General features: G+C 36.8%; 12 protein-coding genes. 8 read left to right on the plus strand and 4 right to left on the minus strand.

Going from position 1 to position 20,022, the window contains the following annotated elements; all coding sequences use genetic code 11:
• Window positions 1-13: 13 nt before the first annotated feature.
• The 3 genes from FFR48_RS04970 to FFR48_RS04980 form a co-directional block, all read right to left on the minus strand.
• Window positions 14-1,366, minus strand: coding sequence for a beta-ketoacyl [acyl carrier protein] synthase domain-containing protein (locus FFR48_RS04970; RefSeq protein ID WP_137666564.1), 1,353 nt, complete (start codon window positions 1,364-1,366; stop codon window positions 14-16).
• A 251-nt stretch (window positions 1,367-1,617) separates the two neighbouring features.
• The gene (locus FFR48_RS04975; protein WP_137666565.1) at window positions 1,618-3,348 is read right to left on the minus strand and encodes an SDR family NAD(P)-dependent oxidoreductase; all 1,731 of its coding nucleotides are present in this window, start codon (window positions 3,346-3,348) and stop codon (window positions 1,618-1,620) included.
• Window positions 3,349-3,598: 250 nt separating this feature from the next.
• Complete coding sequence (locus FFR48_RS04980) at window positions 3,599-9,001, minus strand: type I polyketide synthase (protein ID WP_137666573.1); 5,403 nt, start codon at window positions 8,999-9,001, stop codon at window positions 3,599-3,601.
• A gap of 1,790 nt (window positions 9,002-10,791) precedes the next feature.
• On the opposite strand from FFR48_RS04980, the gene FFR48_RS04985 reads away from it, so the two are divergent.
• From FFR48_RS04985 to FFR48_RS05005, 5 genes are all read left to right on the plus strand, one after another.
• Window positions 10,792-12,000 (plus strand): ABC exporter membrane fusion protein, encoded by a 1,209-nt coding sequence (locus FFR48_RS04985; RefSeq protein WP_137666566.1) that lies wholly within the window; start codon window positions 10,792-10,794, stop codon window positions 11,998-12,000.
• 106 nt (window positions 12,001-12,106) lie between these two features.
• Window positions 12,107-13,285 (plus strand): ABC transporter permease DevC, encoded by a 1,179-nt coding sequence (devC, locus tag FFR48_RS04990; protein WP_137666567.1) that lies wholly within the window; start codon window positions 12,107-12,109, stop codon window positions 13,283-13,285.
• Window positions 13,286-13,326: 41 nt separating this feature from the next.
• A complete protein-coding gene (locus FFR48_RS04995; RefSeq protein WP_096572235.1) occupies window positions 13,327-14,331 on the plus strand; it encodes an NAD-dependent epimerase/dehydratase family protein in 1,005 nt (334 codons plus the stop codon).
• A gap of 186 nt (window positions 14,332-14,517) precedes the next feature.
• On the plus strand, window positions 14,518-15,513 hold the full coding sequence (locus FFR48_RS05000) for a glycosyltransferase family 2 protein (RefSeq protein WP_137666568.1): 996 nt from the start codon (window positions 14,518-14,520) through the stop codon (window positions 15,511-15,513).
• 24 nt (window positions 15,514-15,537) lie between these two features.
• A complete protein-coding gene (locus FFR48_RS05005) occupies window positions 15,538-16,005 on the plus strand; it encodes a DUF2141 domain-containing protein (protein ID WP_137666569.1) in 468 nt (155 codons plus the stop codon).
• Here FFR48_RS05005 and FFR48_RS30000 read toward each other — a convergent pair.
• Entirely contained in the window at window positions 15,977-16,099 is a 123-nt protein-coding gene (locus FFR48_RS30000; RefSeq protein WP_268932407.1) for a hypothetical protein, read from the minus strand. The genes FFR48_RS05005 and FFR48_RS30000 overlap by 29 nt on opposite strands.
• Window positions 16,100-16,182: 83 nt before the next feature.
• Here FFR48_RS30000 and FFR48_RS05010 point away from each other — a divergent pair, with 83 nt between their 5' ends.
• The 3 genes from FFR48_RS05010 to FFR48_RS05020 all read left to right on the plus strand — a co-directional run bounded on the left by FFR48_RS05010 (window position 16,183) and on the right by FFR48_RS05020 (window position 19,887).
• Window positions 16,183-17,442, plus strand: coding sequence for a glycosyltransferase family 2 protein (locus FFR48_RS05010; RefSeq protein WP_137666570.1), 1,260 nt, complete (start codon window positions 16,183-16,185; stop codon window positions 17,440-17,442).
• 150 nt (window positions 17,443-17,592) lie between these two features.
• Entirely contained in the window at window positions 17,593-18,855 is a 1,263-nt protein-coding gene (locus tag FFR48_RS05015; RefSeq protein WP_096572878.1) for a glycosyltransferase, read from the plus strand.
• 726 nt (window positions 18,856-19,581) lie between these two features.
• Complete coding sequence (locus FFR48_RS05020; RefSeq protein WP_236103994.1) at window positions 19,582-19,887, plus strand: DUF7680 family protein; 306 nt, start codon at window positions 19,582-19,584, stop codon at window positions 19,885-19,887.
• Window positions 19,888-20,022: the final 135 nt, after the last annotated feature.

The following is a 20,022-nucleotide window of genomic DNA, read 5'->3' on the forward strand; positions in this document are numbered from 1 at the left end:
GACTTCCCCTTGCTCAAGAATTATGCTCAATAATTAAATGAGAGTTTGTTCCACCAAATCCAAATGCACTCAAAGCTACACGCTTAGTTTCTTTACTCGGACACGGTGTGGCGGTTCTGACAATGTTTTGAGGCGATATCACATTATTTTCAGAACCCATCGGCTCACTGACATTAATAGTTGCAGGGATGACATTATTAGACATTCCTAAAATCGTTTTTGTAATCCCCACCATGCCGGCAGCAACGAGTAAATGACCGATATTATTTTTAGTTGAACCTACTAAGGGTTTGGCATTTTTCGCGCCAAAAAATCCTTCAATAGAGTTAGATTCGGTGGTATCTCCTAAGAGAGTGCCGGTTGCATGACACTCTAAATAATCTATTTCTTGGGGGTTAAGTTTTGCTTCGTCATAAGCTCTTTGATAGGCTGTCATTTGCCCTTGAGCATTAGGACTTAAAAGATGTTTACCTTTGCCATCATTAGATAAACCATTACCGCAGATTGTTGCTAAAATTTTGTCCCCATCTCTGACAGCATCACCATATCTTTTTAACATTAACATCCCAATGCCTTCGGAGGTAATTAAACCCCGTGATGACTTATCAAGAGGGCGACTAATGCCATTTTCTGGATATCCTTGAATACCTGAAAATAACATTCTTAAAAACAACGGATCTGAACAACTAATAGCACCAGCTAACATTAAATCTGCTTTACTTGATTGCAGATAATGGGATGCTAATTTAATGGCATAAAATGATGATGAACAGGCAGCATCTATACAAAAATGAGTTCCAGAAAGATTAAAAGCGCGGGAAATTATGGCAGCAGGTAAACCGGAAACCATTGCATTATAGGGTGATGCTTTAGCTGCGGTTAATGTACCACCTAAACGGAAATCTTTTTCCTGTAAAAGTTCACTAATTGCAGGTTCTATTGTTTGCTGATAAATAGGGGCAAACAATTGATTTGATGCTTTAGTTGGTAAAGCGAGAGTTCCTAAAATTACGCCACATTCAGAGAGTGCAGATTGATTTCCCCAATAGCCACTGTTAATAATTGCTTGTTTAGCTGCATACAGTGACCATTTAAAAGTATTGTCCAGACTTTGGACAAATTCCCCAGGTAAATTATATTCGTTGGGGTTAAAGTCAAAGTTACGGATAAATCCACCTTTTAAAAAGTAGAATTTTTCCGGTTTGCCTTTGGTTTTATCGTAGAATATGCTAGGATCTAAACCTAATTCGGTTACGCTAATATCAGAAGTTGAGTCTTTTTCTGCGCTGAGATTCTGCCAAAATTGCTCAGGATTGTTTGCGTCTGGAAAGAGGCAGGATAATCCGATAATGGCTATTTTTTCCACTGTTGAAATCCTCGTTGGGGTAGGAGGGAAAGAAGTAAGTTTCTCACGCAGAGGCGCAGAGGCGCAGAGAGAGAGATTTTTACTTCTTTTCCCAAGTTTCTAAGGATTTACGCGATTCCCCCAAACGTGGTTCAAAGTTTTAATTGTAGGTTGGGTTTCCTTACGTCAACCCAACATGAGAAAAACCAACATTTTGTTGATGTTGTTGGGTTGCGCTGTCGCTTAACCCAACCTACAATTTCTTTATCTATCTATTTCTTACTTAACATTTTCATCGGCCAAATGACTGCTTTTGCTCCTAAAATGCGGGAGTATATTTTTCCTTCTCGACTGTGTAAGATAAAGTTGGCTGTTACTCCTGTATCTGTTTTATTTTCTACTTCGCAGGAAACATAAAATGGTAAATTACAAGGTACTGCTAAAAATTGTTCTGAATACGTTAATTGTCCTGGTAAACATACTTCTTGATGAAAGTGGTTTAACCATATCCAAAGTGATTGGGTACTGATATCTGTGGTATAGGGATTATGCCATTTAACGGGAAATTGTCCTTGTGCTTGTTCAGATATTTCTTGCCAGCAACACTCGACGGTAATTTTATTAGGGTTAACATTTAATACCCTGGTAATTTCCTGGAAAGCTGGTCCATGAAATAAGGATGAATCGCCATTTTGATAAAATTCTTTACCTATAGTGGTAATGATGTTATCTTCTGTGAGATTCATTGCTTCATAGATTGGCGCTTCTGGCATTTTACCCACTACTCTGATGATAGCAGAGAAATGAAAATGGGTTTTACCTTGAGCATTTTTACTCAATATTTTGGTTTGAAATTCTATAAATTCACCATCAGCTTTTGATAGTTCTTGAATTTCTAAAATGTATTCATCTGCGAGGGTGGAATTAAAGGATATTCCCTTTAAGACTTTAAATTCTTTGCAATTTAAGTAGCGATAACCTGGATAAATTTCTTCACAAGCATGAATCATCCAAGACATGGCACAGGTAGCTGGTAATACTTGCACCCCGGCAATGGTATGATCATATAAAAAGGGATTTTCTGCTAATGTCATCCGTCTGCGGAGACGATAACTTTTTAGTTCGCTTTCTAGGGGTGTGGGTGGTAAATTCATGGGACTACCAATCACCACCTGGGATTGATTTTGAAAGGCGGGATGGAGTTCATTAACTAACATTTGTGTACCGATTTCTACGGGAATAATATCAATTCCACGTTCAGCAAATGCTTTTTTCAATTGTGGTGTCACCATCCCACTATCCCAACCACCCCAGTTAATTGCGACTACATGAGTTTGGGGATAATGTTTTTTAAATTGGTGGGCTGATTTGTTGAGAATTTCGTTAGCTATAGCATAATCACTTTGACCAATATTCCCATAAAAACCAGTCACGGAAGAAAACAAAACTAAATGCTGTAATTGTTCAGGATGAATGCAATTGAGTAAATTTTGTAAACCTTGAACTTTGGCAGTATAAACTTTTTCAAAATCCTCAGATGTTTTCTTTTCAATTAACTTATCTGCTAAATTTCCAGCACCGTGAATAATACCTGTAATTTGCCCAAACTTTTGAGCAACAGTATTAAGTTTTTCTTGTAATGCTACTGTATCAGTCACATCAACGCTGATATATTCAGCCTTTCCCCCTGCTGCTTCAATTGCGGCTAAAGTCTTTTTAATTTCTCTGCTGGAAGTAATTTGATTAAATATCTTTTGTACCATCATGGGTGTTGGTTTCTTACCTTGAGAAATCAAATTTTCCATGATGCGTTTTTTCAAAGCTGGTTCTTCTAAACAATCACGGGTATAATCTGGTTCTTCTGTAATTTCTGAACGACCTAAAAGAATGAATTTACAAGGTTGATTTTGGGCTAATTTAATTGTGCATTGTGCAGTGATTCCCTTTGCTCCACCACTGACAACAAATACAGATGATGGGCTAACTTGAAGTGTTGCTGTCATAATTCAACTTTATAATTGATTCTGTGTTGATGAATAAATTTATTTTTTTCTCACGCAAAGACGCAAAGGCGCAAAGAGAAGATTTATTGAACCACGAAGGGCGCAAAGGACACGAAGGAAGAGAGGAAGAAGAGAAAGAAGAATAGAGGTACTTAGGAAATAAGTAATATTTACCTTTGCGTCTTTGCTCCTTTGCATCTTTGCGCGAAACACAATTTCTTTGTGTGGTGGGCATTGCCCACCTTGCAGGTTATTCGGCTTCAGCTACAAGCGTTACTCTTCCCTTTGAGCTATAACCAACTTCACCAATATATCGGTTAGAATCGTACAATTCTCCCACAATATATTCTGCTGATTGATGTGGGTCTAAGTTGGGATGTAAATCAATTGCTCTCAAGAAGACTTTTGGCCATTCCCATCTCAAACTCTTGGTTAATCCAAATAATCCTGCGCCGATAATTCCGAAGTTTTCTGTGTAGTCTAATCCAAATGCACCGTCAAGATGGGCAACTGTACAAAAGCTAACTCTTCCTTCTAATTCGGCGGCTGTGGTCAGCGATTGTTTGAGATGTTTTGCCATTAAAAAGATGTGTTTGACAATCGCTTTTTCTGTTTCTGAATAGCCGAGATTTGCGGTTGTGAATTGTGGATGTAGGTGAATAAATGCCCCAATCTTTCCATGTTGAATAGTTATACTTTGCAGTAGTAGTTGTAGGTGTTCTTCACTCATGTTTGCTAAGGTGAGGCGGGTAACTCCTACTGGTAATGGTGACTGTTCTGGAACTATTGATTGGGGGAAACTCAAAACTACTACTTTCCAACCTTTTTCTATTAGCGCGTGGGCTAATTTTGTTGTAGTTAAAGAACCGTCATCTGTGATTAATCCAATGTGTCCTTCTGGGAGTTTATATTCCCAAAAATCAGGTCTGGGTAATGTTTTGAGTTTGGCTGGACGACGAGGTAAATTTGGGTCTGCTGGTAGTGGTGGGGTTAAGTCCACCACTTTTTTTATTGTTTCTGTTTGTGTTTCTATCTGGTAAGAATCAAGCTTTTTTTTTTCACCTGCCACCAGTTTTTGGAGGTAGTTAACTATCTGTCCAATTGTTCGCAGGTCGCCTAATTCTTCGATGTTTGGTTTGGGTAAATCGGGGTACGCTTCTTGCATTCCTCCTAATATTTCTACCCGTTTGATGGAGTCAATTCCCAGGTCAGCTTCCATGTCCATGTCTAGTTCTAACATTTCTACTGGATAGCCTGTTTTTTCACTGGTAATTCTTAACAGGGTTTCGGCTATATCCGGGTGTTTGGTACTGGGGACTGGGGACTGGGGAATAATGACTAAATCTTGTTTTACTTCCTCTATTTCTGTCACCTGTAACCTGTAACCTGTCACCTCTTCTATCACCTGTAAACTGTCACCTTTCACCTCATTTTTTACTTCTGAACTGTTAACCGTAACCTGTTTTCCTAGATATTCAACTATTTGCCCGATGGTGCGTTTTTCTGCCAGTTCTTCTAAGTTTGGTTTGGGTAAATCAGGATATAATTCTTGCAATCCTCCTAAGATTTCTACCCGTTTGATGGAGTCAATTCCCAGGTCGGCTTCCATGTCCATGTCAAATTCTAACATTTCGATGGGATAACCTGTTTTTTCGCTAGTAATTGCTAGGAGATTTTTACCTAGTTCATCAATATTAACTGCGGGTTTTGTTGGCTCAGAAATTAATGCTACAGGTGCAACTGGTTCGGGTTTATTTTCTATTACAGGTTCAGCAATTTTTGTAATGGGAACTTGTTCTATTACAGGTGCAGTTTGAGTTATAGGTTCTATTACTGGTTCAGGAGTTTCTACTATTTTGTTAACAGGAGTAACAACTGTTTCTGTAATAGTTGGTTCTGGGTTTTGGGGGATAAATTCCCGTAGACTTTGGGTGTGTGTTTCGGTAAATTGTGGGGGAATGACAGGTGCGGTTTCTGTACCGTCAATTAGTAATGAATATTCTTGTTGAATAAGCTGGAAGAAGTTTTTGGTGTATTCTACTTGTTCCCGCAAATATTGTTCATGGATGCGGAGAGTTTCGGCTTGTTGGTTGTGAAATTGCACCATGCTGCGCTCGAAACTTTCCATGATTGATTGTTTAATTTGGGCAGTTTCAGCAGCTTGACTGTTCATTAACAGGGCATTTTGTTGCTGCATCAATTGGAAAAATGTTTTCGCATATTCCATTTGATGATTTAAATATGTGCCGTGAATTTCTAAGTTATCACTTTGATTATTTTGAAACTGGTTGAGGAGGTTTTCTAAACTTTCCAAAACCTGTTGAAAGTTGGTGTTTTTATCTGGTGTTTCCATATTCCCTCCTAGACTCTCTGCCAGCGCATAAGGCACTTTAGATAATTGTTCTTTGGTGGCTGGATTTAAATTTACAGGTGTAGCAGGATTCATCTGAGAAACTGTTTGCAAAGAAGTAATTACTGGTGTTTTCTTGTTGCCGTTACCGTTACCGTTACCATTTCCGTTTCCGTTGCTGAAAGAAGTTACAGAAGTTACAGGAGTTATAGAAGTTGCAGAATTTTTAACTTCTAAAATCTTAGATTCTTCTAAATTCCGAGATTCTTTAATTTCTTGCACTCCTTGAATTTTGAAACCATCATTAAGTGCTTCGGTAAAGGCATTTTTGGTTTTATCGGAAACGTAGTTAATGCCTCTTAATTTAACGTTTAAGGCTTTTTTGGTTTCTTTGGTGGGTAATGTTTCTGGTAGTTGGTAGGGGTCAAGATTACCTAAAGTCATACCAATTACACGCAGTTGTACTGCTGCTTCTCTGAGAGAGCGATCGCTATTTTTCTGGGTGCTAGGATTGAGAGATATAGTAATATGTGGACGCTCACGCAAAATATCTTTTACCAAGTTGGTAAGAATGCGTTTTGGTCCAAATTCTACGAAGCAATAACCACCGGCAGCATAGATATTTTCTATCTCTTGTTTGAAGTGAACTGAGCTAGAAAGATGACTTTCTAATACTCTTTGAATGGCGGATGGTTCTTGAGGATATTGTTTACCAGTAACGTTACTGAAAACAGGAACTTTGGGATTTTGGAAGGATACAGATTTTGTTGCAATGGCAAAGGATTTTTGAGCAAAGGCAATTAAAGGTGTGTGGAACGCGGCGGATACTGGCAAAGGAACAGCACCATATCCTAACTCTTGAAACTTCTGGTGAATTTTCTGAATTTCCGCAGTAGGACCAGCTAAAACAATTTGAGTGGGAGAATTGAAATTAGCGATCGCAATTTTCGGGAAGTTCTTCAGCACTGCTTCAACTTTGCTGATATCTTCTTTCACCGCTAACATACTACCTGCATCATGATCAGGATCTTTCGGTGCAGCCATCGCTTGACCTCTAGACTTAACCAAGTACAAATAATCTTCTTCACTCAACACTCCCGCAGCCCACAAAGCGGTTAATTCACCAAAACTATGACCGGCGGTAAAATCAGATTGAAACCCAGCTTGTTGGAAAATAGAATACAAACCAGCACTAAAAACACCAATTGCCGGCTGTGCATATTCTGTTCTTTGTAAAGCTGCAATTTGCTCGTTTTTCTCCGCTTCATTAAAAGTTGGATGAGGGAAAACAACTTCCGAAATAGGCTGCAAATTATCTTTATTTAACAACCCATCCATCAACCCATACAACCTTCTTAAAGTTGGGAAATTCATCACCACCTCTCTACCCATTTCTAGGTATTGAGAACCTTGACCAGAAAATAAAGCCACAACTTTTCCAGCTAATTCTATCCCAGAAGCACGGTAATAAATACCCTGTGGATGTTCCCAAGAAGTTGCAGATTGTTTATTTTTCAGTAAGTCAATACTAACTTTGAGTAACTTACAAGCCTCTGCTTTATTCTCAGCTACAAAACCAATTCTCGCCGCAGTCTTAGGAATACTTAGAGATTGAGATTCGAGAACCAATTGTGAATAATATCTATCACCATCGCTAGATTGCAAGTTATTAAAAGTTGCTTCTAACTTATTGATTAATTCACTAGGATTGGTAGCAAATAATAACATTTCACTTGCCACATTATGTAAACGATAAGCCTCTTGTTGCTCCCCTTGATATTCTTCCAAAACTACGTGATAATTAGTGCCACCAAAACCAAAGGAACTGACACCCGCACGTCTTGGATCTTCACCTGCTGCACGTATCCAAGGTCTAGTTTCAGTGTTTAAATAAAATGAAGAATTTTCAATATCAAGCTTCGGATTTGGTTCAGTAATATTGATAGTTGGTGGTAAAATCTTGTGGTGTAAAGCTAGGGCAGTTTTCACTAAACTTGCTGCACCTGCGGCGGCTTTTGTATGTCCAATTTGGGATTTTACACTACCTAAAGCAATATGCTGTTTCTTGTTATCATATTGACTAAAGAAACTGTGTAAAGAGGCAAATTCTGTAGGATCTCCCGCCATTGTTCCCGTACCGTGAGCTTCCATTAAACCCACAGTTGCCGGCGAAAAACCAGCATCATTATAAGCACGTTCTAAGGCTTTAACTTGTCCTTCTTTTCGTGGTGCATAAATACTCTTGTAGCGACCATCGCTAGAAGTACCAATACCTTTAATTACAGCATAGATTTTATCGCCATCTCTTTGGGCATCTTCTAAGCGTTTGAGAACTAACATAGCGATACCTTCACCTAACATCATCCCATCTGATTTTGCATCAAAAGGTTTGACATTTTCGCTAGGAGAAACCGCCGGAGTTTTGCTAAAAGAAATGTAAGCCATGATGGTGTTATCGGTATCCACACCACCGGTTAACATCATATCGCTGCGATGTTCTACCAGTTCACTAATGGACATTTTTAAAGCACCAAAGGAACTAGCACAAGCAGCATCAACTACACAATTCATACCGCCAAAATTGAGACGGTTGGCAATACGTCCAGCCACAACATTTGCTAACATTCCAGGGAATGCGTTTTCATCCCATTTAACGTAAGCACTCTTAATTTTTTCGACTATTTTCTGAGTATCTTCGTCAGATAAACCGCTACTTTTAAGAACTTTTTCCCACACAGGATATTCTAATCTGGCTGATAATGGCATACCCAATTGTTTAGCCATTGCCACACCTAAAATAACCCCCACATTCTCCCGGTTAAAATCACGAGATTCACCATAACCAGCATCTTCCATTGCTTCTTTAGCAACTACTAAACTTAATAGTTGCGAGACATCAGTAACTTCTAAAATGCTGGGAGGAATCCCAAATTCCATCGGGTTAAAATCAACTTCAGGAAGAAAACCACCACGTTTACAATAGGTTTTATCTTCTGGAGTTCTGGGGTTAGGATCGTAGTAATCTTTGACGCTCCAATGGGTTTCAGGAACATCAGTAATACAGTCAGCTTTATTAACAATATTTGACCAGTATTGTCTTAGGTTTCTAGCTTGTGGCAATAGAGAAGCCATCCCCACAATAGCAATAGGATTTTGTTGCAATTGTCTGTTAATTTTGTGAGTTGACATTTGATTTTCTGACTTCATTTTTCTTTCCTCTATAAACCTAATCAAATCCTTTTCACAACTGTTAATAAGGCTCTCTAACTCTGCCAAGGCAGTATTAATTGAATCAGCAGACATCATGGCATAGAGTAATTTTGAGGATTGTTAATTGTTGAGCAACAGAATTTACGGAAACGTCTGTGGCTTACACATAAATAATTAAGCCATTTGTTCTTACCAGTATTAGTTAATTTAGCTGTGTAAGAAATCAGGCATTTTCATCCATTAACACCACACGGTAAATACTGCCTTGATTTCCCATTTTAATAATTGGATTCTTTGGTGTTTTGATGTAATTGGCTAACACTATAAACCTGAAACGATACTATACAATATTGTCTTTCCTTTTCTTGTTTGTTTAGAGACATTATCAGTAAAAACTGGCGTGTGTGAGAAAAGACAGCAGGATTTAGAAAACTCAATCCAAAGAACTCAGGATATTGTAGAAACTGGTAAAATTTTCTGAACTTGTTTGGTTACTAATTGGTTAGTAAATTGGTTAATTGTCTAATCACAGTAGATATGATGTCAGCATCTTTGTGAGCATTAAATTACCAGTGATTAGCAAAATAAGTTAATATATTTTATGACATTCAACCAATAAAAGCTGCCAAACTCGTTACAGAAATAACATCACCTTGACTCTAAATCCATACAATGTGAAAAAATACTTAAACGGTTTTATCGAGATAAGAACAGAGTTTGTTTATCGAAACAATCGGGTCTAAAACTTCGCTTTTTAAGGCGAAAATTTATTGGAGCGGGATATAAATCCCCGTTACAAAAACGGTCTCCTGCCTCCGGTTGGAGAGCGAAGCGATGCACTGAGCACGCTCGAAGTGTCGAACCACTGCCTCCTGCCTTCGTTAAGGTATTTTTTCCTTTTTACTTGCAACTAATTGAATAATTGACTTGCTGCTTTTCATTATTGAATTAATACAAAGAATAACACAATTTGAAAAAATAGAATAGTTCACAGAAAGTAAGTTTTGAAAAATATTTTTGGCTCATGAACTCACTTTTCAATATTCTATCGGTATCATAGTATAGCACCTTACTTGAATTTGCACAATAAAAGTTTTGTTTTAGGTGTGTTCTTGTCATTTACGCTGGCATTATCATGAATTTTAGAGCAACTGTCTTGTCAGTAACAAATCATTAAATAGACACATTATTGATTTGAACATAAATATCTTTTTCTCAGAGAAACATGATAATTAGGCTGTGGTATTTGATGAATTTATAAGATAACTCAGTTTGTTACTCAAATTGGTTATTTATAAAGCAAATCTTAATTTAGTAGCTGTAATTAATCGTATTAAGACCACAGGAGCAACTTGTGATGGAATCTTTATATTTTGACAACATCAATCGTTATTTGATCACAAAACTACAGATGTCACAGTTGATTCATAAACCTCTTATGTCATGTTTTCAAGAAAATATATTATTTGAGTTATTTTCAGTAACAATAACAAATAAGTCCATTTACTTTGTTGACAAAATTCATTTTTTTTGGCAGAATTAGATTGAACTTTTACAGATTTTTTGATTTACTTCTCTGGAAAATCGTTCTATCGGAAACACAAAATTTTTAGTTAGCTATCTTGTATTTCTCGCTACTTTATCAAAGGCTAATTAAAGATAAAACTGATGATAATTGCAAGCTAAATCACCGAGTTCAATCACTGTTGATTTTCCTGTTTATCTTGTTACCTGTAAAGATTGCTATAAACTATCACAACAATTCATACACACAAGTAATGCGACTTATCCATTAGCTAAACGTCAGATTATAAAGGATAAGTTATTTTAGGTAATTTTCGCTATTAAAACTATACCTGAGCAAAAATAACGGGAATAAAAATATGGCAGTAAATAAAGAAAGCCAACTATTAAAAAAAGCTACCAAGCAGTGGAAAATTATTCTAGTAGTTGCAACTGCGTTAACTGCTGGTTTAGGATCTTTCTACAGTTTTTCTCAATTAAGGGGAAAATCTAATTCTCCACTTCCCGCTACTGAAAACCCATCCCCTCAACCCACTCCTGTAAAATTTGCTGTCACTGCTTTAGGAAGACTACAACCCCAAGGGGAAATTACTTATTTATCTGCTCCTAATTCCATCAACGGTGTGCGTGTAGAAAAACTATTAGTAGCAGAAGGGGATGAAGTAACAGCAGGACAAACATTAGCTTATTTAGAAAACTATGAACGTTCAAAAACTGCAATCAAACAAGCTTTTGATAAATTATTAGTTGCTAAATCTAAACTAGCACAGGTAAAAGCTGGAGCAAAACCTGGAGATATTAACGCTCAAAAAGCAACAATTACTCGGTTAGAATCACAATTAAAAGGTGAAATTGCAGTACAAAACGCGACAATTAACCGCATTCAAGCTGAAGTAGAAAATGCTCAAAAAGAGAGCGATCGCTATCAGAAATTATACAAAGATGGCGCAATTTCTGCTTCCATTGCTGATGCCAAAACTTTACAACTAAAAACAGCCCAACAACAATTAACAGAAGCAAAAGCGACACTGCAAAGAACCAAAAACACCTTACAAGATCAAATTCAAGAAGCAACTGCCAAACTCAACAGCATCAAAGAAGTACGTAGTGTAGATGTGGCATTAGCTGAAAGTGAAGTTAAAAGTGCAGAAACTGCCGTTCAACAAGCCAAAGCAGATCACGAATTAACTTACATCAAATCCCCCATAGATGGCAGAGTATTAAAAATTCATGCCAAAAATGGCGAAGTAATAGCAACTTCTGGTTTTGCAGAACTTGGTAAAACCTCAGAAATGAATGTCATTGCTGAAGTTTATCAAACAGATATTCAAAAAGTGAGAGTTGGACAAAAAGCTAATCTTACCAGTGCTGCATTTTCAGGAAAACTACAGGGAACAGTCAAAGAAATTGGCTGGCAAATTGACAAACAAAGCATCTTTAGTCTTAACCCCAACTCAGATACAGATCGCAGAATTGTCGAAGTAAAAATCGCCATTGATCAACCAGCAGACAGCCAAAAAGTATCTCGTTTAACTAACTTGCAGGTAGACGTTGCTATTCAGATTTAGTCATTAGTAGGTGATTGGTGACTGGTGACTGGTGATTGGTGATTGGGTAGAATTAACTAATGACTAATGACTAATGACTAATGACTAATAACTAAAAACAAAATATATGACCATCAAAATACCTTTAGCATGGCTACAGTTAGCCCAGCAAAAACTCCGTTTTGTTGTCGCTGTAGCCGGAATAGCCTTTATTGTGCTGCTGATGTTTATTCAACTTGGTTTCCAAGATGCACTTTATTCTAGTGCTACAGCAGTACATCAAAATCTCAAAGGAGACTTATTTTTAGTTAGTTCTCAATACAAATCTTTGACCTCAAATCAAAGTTTTAATCGCAATCGTTTATATCAAACATTAGGGTTTAATGGTGTAGAATCAGTTAGCCCGATGTATTTGCAATTTGCAAAGCTAAAAAATCCAGAAACAGGCGAGAAATATTCTATTTATGTCATTGGTTTTGACCCCGGTAGACCAGTGATGAATATTCCCGAAGTGCAGGAGAATTTAGATAAACTCAAAATTCCTGATGTCATGTTATTTGACAGATCCTCACGCCCTGAATTTGGTCCCATAGCCAAAAATTTTGAGAGAGGAAATACAGAACAAAAAATAGAAATTTTCGCATTTGATGCCTTGCAAGGTTATCGAGTCAGAGTAGGGGGTTTATTTAGTTTAGGTCCCTCCTTTGGTGTCGATGGCAATTTAATTGTCAGTGACTCAACTTTTGTAAAAATCAATCCCCTTGTACGTCCATCAGAAAAAATAGATGTAGGTATTGTTAAACTGAAACCAGGTGTTGATCCCAAAGAAGTGTTAAAAAACTTGCGGGACAATATACCTAATGATGTCCAGATTTTCACCCGTCAACAATTCATTGATTTTGAAAAAGAATATTGGGCTTCTAGAACACCCATTGGCTTTATTTTAAACTTAATGTTGACAATGGCTTCTGTCGTTGGCGTAGTCATTGTTTATCAAATTCTTTATAGCAATATTGCTACCCAATTTATTGCCTACGCCACCTTAAAAGCTATCGGTTATGCCAATGGCTATTTATTAAATGTAGTTTTTCAACAGGCACTCATTCTAGCTTTACTAGCTTATTTCCCAGGATTTATTATTTCAGTTGCTTTATATGATTTTGCTATGGAAGCAACTAAATTACCCATCGTGATGACTTCTAATAATGCCATACTTGTTCTTACCTCTACAGTTTTGATTTGCATCACTTCCGGCGCATTAGCAATTAATAAACTGCGCTCCGCAGATCCAGCAGATATTTTCTAAATCGTCAATAAATTAACTCAGAATATTCACTAATCAATACTATGGACATCAAAAACAAAACCATTCTCATTACCGGCACTGACGAATTTATTGGCTCTCGTGCAGCAGAATTAGCAATATCTCAAGGCATGAAAGTCAAAGGTTTACAAACTTCTCAAGTACAGGATAAAAACCTCCAAAACTTAGGAGTAGAAATTATTGTTGGTAGCATCACTGACGATAAAATAGCCCAAAAAGCTTGTCAGGGAGTAGACATTATTTTACACACTGCCCAACTAGCAGAAGAAGCAGGAGACATTAAAAGTTTTCGAGAAATTAATGTAGGAGGTACTGTCAACATAGCTAAAGCTGCTAAACAAGCAGGTGTGAAAACATTTGTTCATCTTTCCACTGTCTTAGTTTATGGCTTTAACTATAGCGATAATATTGCCGAAATAGGAACATTATCTAGTGATAATAACCCCTATTGTCAAACTAAAATTGAAGCAGAAACAGAAGTTTTAAAACTTAACTCATCCCCAGATTTTGGAGTGATCATAATTCGCGCTGGAGATGTTTATGGTCCGGGTAGTATTCCTTGGATAGTGCGCCCAGTATTAATGATGCGTCAAAAATTATTTGCCTATGCCAATGATGGTAAAGGTGTGATGAATCATCTTTATGTTGATAACTTAATTGATGCCATCTTTTTAGCAATAGAAAAAGAAGCTTATGGCGAAATATTTAATATTACAGATGGTGAAAAAACTTCTTGGAAAGAATATTTTATTCACCTCGCAGCAATGGAAGGTTTACCTGCTCCCATGTCCTTGCCTAAGGAAGAAATGAAATTGTTTCTTAAAGTGCGTAACCAAGGACAAAAACTATTTCGCAAAAAAGCTGATATCCTCCCAGAGTCAGTAGACTTTATGAGTCGTCCTTATGCTTATTCTATTGCTAAAGCTACAAGTTTATTAAACTATAAACCCAAAGTTGATTTAGAAGAAGGCATGAAACGTACTCATCAATGGTTACAAAAAACCGACATCCAAAAATTGATGAAATAAGTAATCAGTAATGTAAGTATTCAGCTATCAGTAATCAGCCCATAGCCAGGATTCAGGCGTTTTTAGTTCAGGAATGTTATCTACATCTATTTCTTTTGATTCTTTTTATTTCAATCTTTCATTTACATAGCTGATAACTGACGGCTGAATGCTTACTCAGTAATATATTTTTGTCGGGAATGGCGTATGTATAAACCTCAAGCAAAATTAAGTATTGGATTACCTGTATACAACGGCGAAAAATTTATAAAACAGTCTCTAGATTCTCTGCTAAATCAGACATTTAGTGATTTTGAGTTAATTATTTCAGATAACGCTTCCACAGATAATACTGAAGAAATTTGTAGAAATTACGCTGCACAAGATCATCGCATTCGTTACTATCGTAATCCTACTAATATCGGTTGCGCTTGTAATTTTAACCGCGTTTTTGAATTATCGAATAGTGAATACTTTAAATGGGCAGCTTACGACGATTTACACGCTCCTGATTTTCTCAGTAAATGTATACAGGTACTTGAGGAAAATCCACATTATATCTTATGCCATTCCCACACATATCTGATTGATGAACAGGGTAATTTTTTCCAAAACTATGAAATTAAACTCAATACTAACTCAGAAAAAACACAGATCAGATTTGAAGAATTACTCACTAAACATCTCTGTTATCAAATGTATGGAGTCATTCGCAAAAGTTCCTTACAAAAAATCACTCCTATGGGTGGTTATGGCAATGCAGATGGAATTTTATTATTAAGACTTGGTACAGTTGGCCAGTTTTATGAAATTCCCGAATACTTATTTTTTGCCAGGATTCATCCCCAACAATCTTTGAGTATGTTTTTTCCAAGTTACCTGTCTTTTACTCAGAAAGATCCTCAATATTCATTAGATATGTTACCAGATTTCTATGAGTATTCAATTTGGTTTGATTCAGGTAACAAAGGCAAACTTTTATTTCCCCCTTGGCGCATTCTCAAAGAATATTTACTTTCAGTCAGTCAAAGTTCACTGAATTTATATGAGCAAATATTGTGTTATTTGATTATTGTTAAAAAGCTATCTGGAACAGAATCTTTATTGCTTAAAGATTTGTGGATGGCTGCTAAAATTTTGCGTTCCCACAAAACCAAAACTAACAGTAATTTAAGTTTGTCCAATGAATATTTAAGCAATTAATCCACACGCTATATCTCACAGCTTATGTTGAAAATATCTCGCCTTTCTTATCTATTGCTGGCGACTGTTTTAAGTTTCAGTTGTGCTAACACTGCCCATGCACAAACTACCACGGCATTAACTGTAGTCGTGAATGGAATAAGTAACAAAACAGGTGAAATTTGTTTCCGAATTTATAACTCTGAAAAAGGCTTTCCTATGAGTAGTTCTAGTGAAGTTCAAAGTGGCTGCACTAAAATTACTGGTAGTTCTGTAAAAAAAGTATTTTCTGGTTTAAAACCAGGAACTTATGCAGTAGCAGTAGTTGATGATCAAAATGGCGATCGCAAACTCAATAAAGACTTTTTTGGTATTCCCACAGAAGGTTTTGGTATTTCCAGAAATCCCATTGTCTCTATCCAAACTGGTACACCAAAATTTAAACAAGCCAGTTTTAAAATGACTAAAAATACCACCATTAACATCAACATGAAATATTCCCTTGATCCATAAGTAATTGGTGATTTGTGACTGGTGACTGGTGACTGGTGACTGGTGACTGGTGACTGGTGATTGGGTTATTTACCTCCCCATTACCAATTACCAATTACCAATTACCTATTACCTATTACCTATTACCTATTACCTATTCCTTATTCCCTATTCCCTATTCCCCATGACTAATGACTAATGAAAGATTTGACCGCATTTCTGTCTAATTCTTTGATAGGTTGGCTGGTAATTCAGGTATGTTTAATGCTAATATTTTTATGGTATTTGCGAACCTATAAACAACCATTCTTATCAGATAACCAACTACCAAAAACGGCAGTAATTCTTTGTTTACGAGGTGCTGATCCATTTTTACCTAATTGTGTGCGATCGCTCTTAAATCAAAACTACCCAGAGTACGATTTAAAGCTGATCATTGATAGTCCAGAAGATCCAGCTTTTAAAATTGCCAAAGAAGTCATCGCTGAAACTAAAGCCACTAATTTCCAAATTAGCACCCTCAGAACAGTACGTCATAATTGTAGTCTCAAATGCAGTTCTTTAGTACAAGCAGTTTCCGATTTAGATGACTCTTACCAAGTAATTGCCTTAGTAGATGCTGATACCATCGTCCACAAAAATTGGTTAAGAGAATTAGTTAGTCCCCTCACCGATGAAAAAGTGGGAATAACAACAGGAAACCGTTGGTATGTACCCACAGGAAAATATTGGGGTTCTTTAATACGCTACGCTGGTAACGTTTCTACTGTCGTGCAAATGTTCCTCTTTCAAGTTCCGTGGGGTGGGAGTTTAGCAATTAAAAAACAACTCCTCCAACAAACAGAAATACTGGAAAAATGGGGAGAAGCATTTGGTGACGATATGCTCCTACACAAAGTCATCAAAAAACACGGATGGAAAATTAAATTTGTCCCTTCTTTGTTAATGGTAAACCGAGAAGAAAGCAATTTATCTACTTTATTTCCATCTCTCCAACGCTTAATACTTTGTTCTCGACTTTATCACCCCAATTGGTTAGCATTAGTCAGTGATGCAGTTTCCAGTATTCTCTTTCCTACCCTCACCCTGTTCTTAGCTTTAGGATTGTTTTTAGCCACAGAATGGAATACAGCATTTTCCTTATTTAAATCCTATAGCATCTACACAATTGGATTACTCTTGTTAATGCTAGTCATGGAACTAGGAGTACAAGAAATAATTCGCTCTCAAGGACAACCAATTCCAGAAATTTCACTCACCAACATCCTCAAAATGTTCATTGCTATTCCTTTAACACAATGGGTTTATGGTTTAGCAATGTTATCTTCTCTGGGGATGTCAACAGTGACATGGCGAGGACTTACCTATAAAATTCAAAGTCCCTGGCATATTCGCTTAGTTGAATATCATCCTTATCAATGGTTAGATCAACCAATTGATCCGAAAATTTCTCTCTAGTCATACTCTTGATAGAAATTCAGAAGCTTGTCTGTAATTTGATTGGGAATTATAATTGGGAATTTTATTAATTATCAGCGCAAAAACCAAAAGTTTCATGATAGTTGCTGCGTAAATCCTGAAACCAGCACTAAAATCATTGAAACAAAAATGACAAAACAAACCCTCCGCATTGCCTTATTTACTGGCTTATATTCTCCTTTCTTAACAGGAGTATCCGTTGCTGTACATCAGCGCGTCCATTGGTTACTTGAACAAGGACACGAAGTTTTTCTTATTCACCCACAAATCAATAATAAGTTCAGTAAACAAGTTGGGAAACGTCCAATGGCAGGACTAGAAGAACTACAATCTTTTGCCAACTTTTCCTCCTATGCTTTTCCCACAGAACCGCTAATATTCTATAAATCTCTGCCCCAACCTCTAAACTATCGTCATTGGAGCGATACTCAATTACTAGAAAAGTTTCAACCTGATATCATTGTAGTTGAAGAAGCAGCCCAAATGAGAGGGCTATATTCAGTTTTTCTGCAAGGTTATGGCAGACCTGTAGGAGTTGATTATGCGAAACGTACTAAAACACCCATCATCTCCGTTTTTCATACCGATATCGTTGCCTATATCCGATATTATTTAGGTGATTTCCTATTCGGATTGATGCGTCCCATAATTCCATTATTAGTTAAGCAATTTAGTAATGCTTACACCCTCAATATATTTTCTTCTAGGGAACAACTTTCCAAGTACCAAAAACTAGAATGTCTACGCGGTGAATACGTCCCCTATCAAGGAATTAACTGTGAAAAATTCCATCCCCGCAACATCTGTTATGATCCAATTCCTAACGATAAAAGACCTACAATTTTATTTGTAGGACGCATCACTGCCGAGAAAAATGTCACACAACTTTTAGATGCTTATCCCTTGATAGCTGCTCAAATTCCTGATGTCCATTTAGTCATCGTTGGTAGCGGTCCATTAGATCAAGAAATTCGTCGTCGCGCTCAAAAATTCCTCCACGGTGTAACGCTTTGGGGTGAGTCCCACGGTACTGAACTTTTAGGATGGTTTGCTAGAGCAGATGTTTTTATTAACCCTTCAGTAACGGAAAACTTCTGCACTACAAATAACGAAGCTTTAGCATCAGGAACTCCTGTAGTCGCCGCTATGGCTCCCTCAACCACTGAACAAGTAACAGTTGGTTATAATGGTTTTCTAGCTCAACCCAACAACGCCCAAGATTTCGCCGAGAAGATAATTGCAATACTGCAAAATCCTGAACTCAAAGCCCAATTATCTGCACAAGCTCGTCCTTCTATCTTAGAGTTTGATTGGTCAGTATGTAGCCAAAAATTTGAAGATAAGCTATACCAGTTAGTTGGTATACCCCAAATAGTTAAGTCTTCCTCATAATTATTAGCACCCACAGGTTAAAAAAAGCCAATTTGGCTACATATCTTTGATTATGTTTGGTAGAGTATTCCAGTAATTGACCTGTGGGCTTTTAGGTTACAAGTTGCAGACACGAGCAAACTTTGCCACGGTTTTATCAGCAGAGACATGACCTACTCTCACTGATGATCATCCTGGTATTGCCCTCAACTGTGCCTAAAAATCTTTAGACCTCATAAGTCATGACTTATGGGGTTTTTTATCATCTTACTACTCAGCAGTCAGCTTTTTCAGTAAACCAATATTTTCAACATCTTTACTCCTCAATCTTCACTCCTGAATGACCACACAATTACAGACAAAATTACAGGAATTTTGTCTCAAGTTTTTGATATTTAAATGCACTCTTATGTCAAGATTAAATTCTTAGCAACTACATAAACTAGAAAATGTGTTATTTCTCAGACATAATTACTGCTATTATGTCTCAAGACTTACAGTTAGAGTATTGATTTTTCATATTTTTGCAGCAAAAATACAAAGTAAGTCTAACATCTTGTAGGCTCTCTTGGTGACAACTTAACCTTATCCAATGTCCATAGTCCGCACCTGCGGACTTTTTTTTAGAATTGTTGCAATACTCCAATTGCAGCAAAGTTGTGTTGTAATAAAAATTATACTTAAATAAGCTGTTACACAGCTAAATTGTATAATCATAATATTATGAGCTCTTGTGCAACAGGCAAGATGCCTGTTCCACTTATACAAATTAAATGCACAACAGCTTATGATTATTTAAAAGCAAATAATTATAATCCAAAAACATTAAGTCATAATCGCCAAAGTCCTTATGTTTTAACTGAGGAAACAGGCATAAATTTAGCTTTTTTATTTCAGACGATTCAACCACTTTCTAAACCAGAAAGAATTGCTAATATTGCCCAAGGAATAAAAGCTATAAGTTATGAAGAATCCCATTATTGGTTTGCTAAGATTAGTAACGGGAAGCATAGTCAGGCGTTAAAAGCGATTAAGGTATTATTGGGAGATTAATAAACTTATATAGCAATCCTATTTGAGTTGTGAATAAATGGTATAATTATACTACTATGGTGAATACAGCTTACAAAGATGAAAAATTTTTTACTAGAACAACAACAAAAAGCTCAAGAAATAGCAATTTTAAAT

The sequence above is a fragment of the Sphaerospermopsis reniformis genome (assembly GCF_005402885.1).
GTDB classification, from domain to species: domain Bacteria; phylum Cyanobacteriota; class Cyanobacteriia; order Cyanobacteriales; family Nostocaceae; genus Sphaerospermopsis; species Sphaerospermopsis kisseleviana.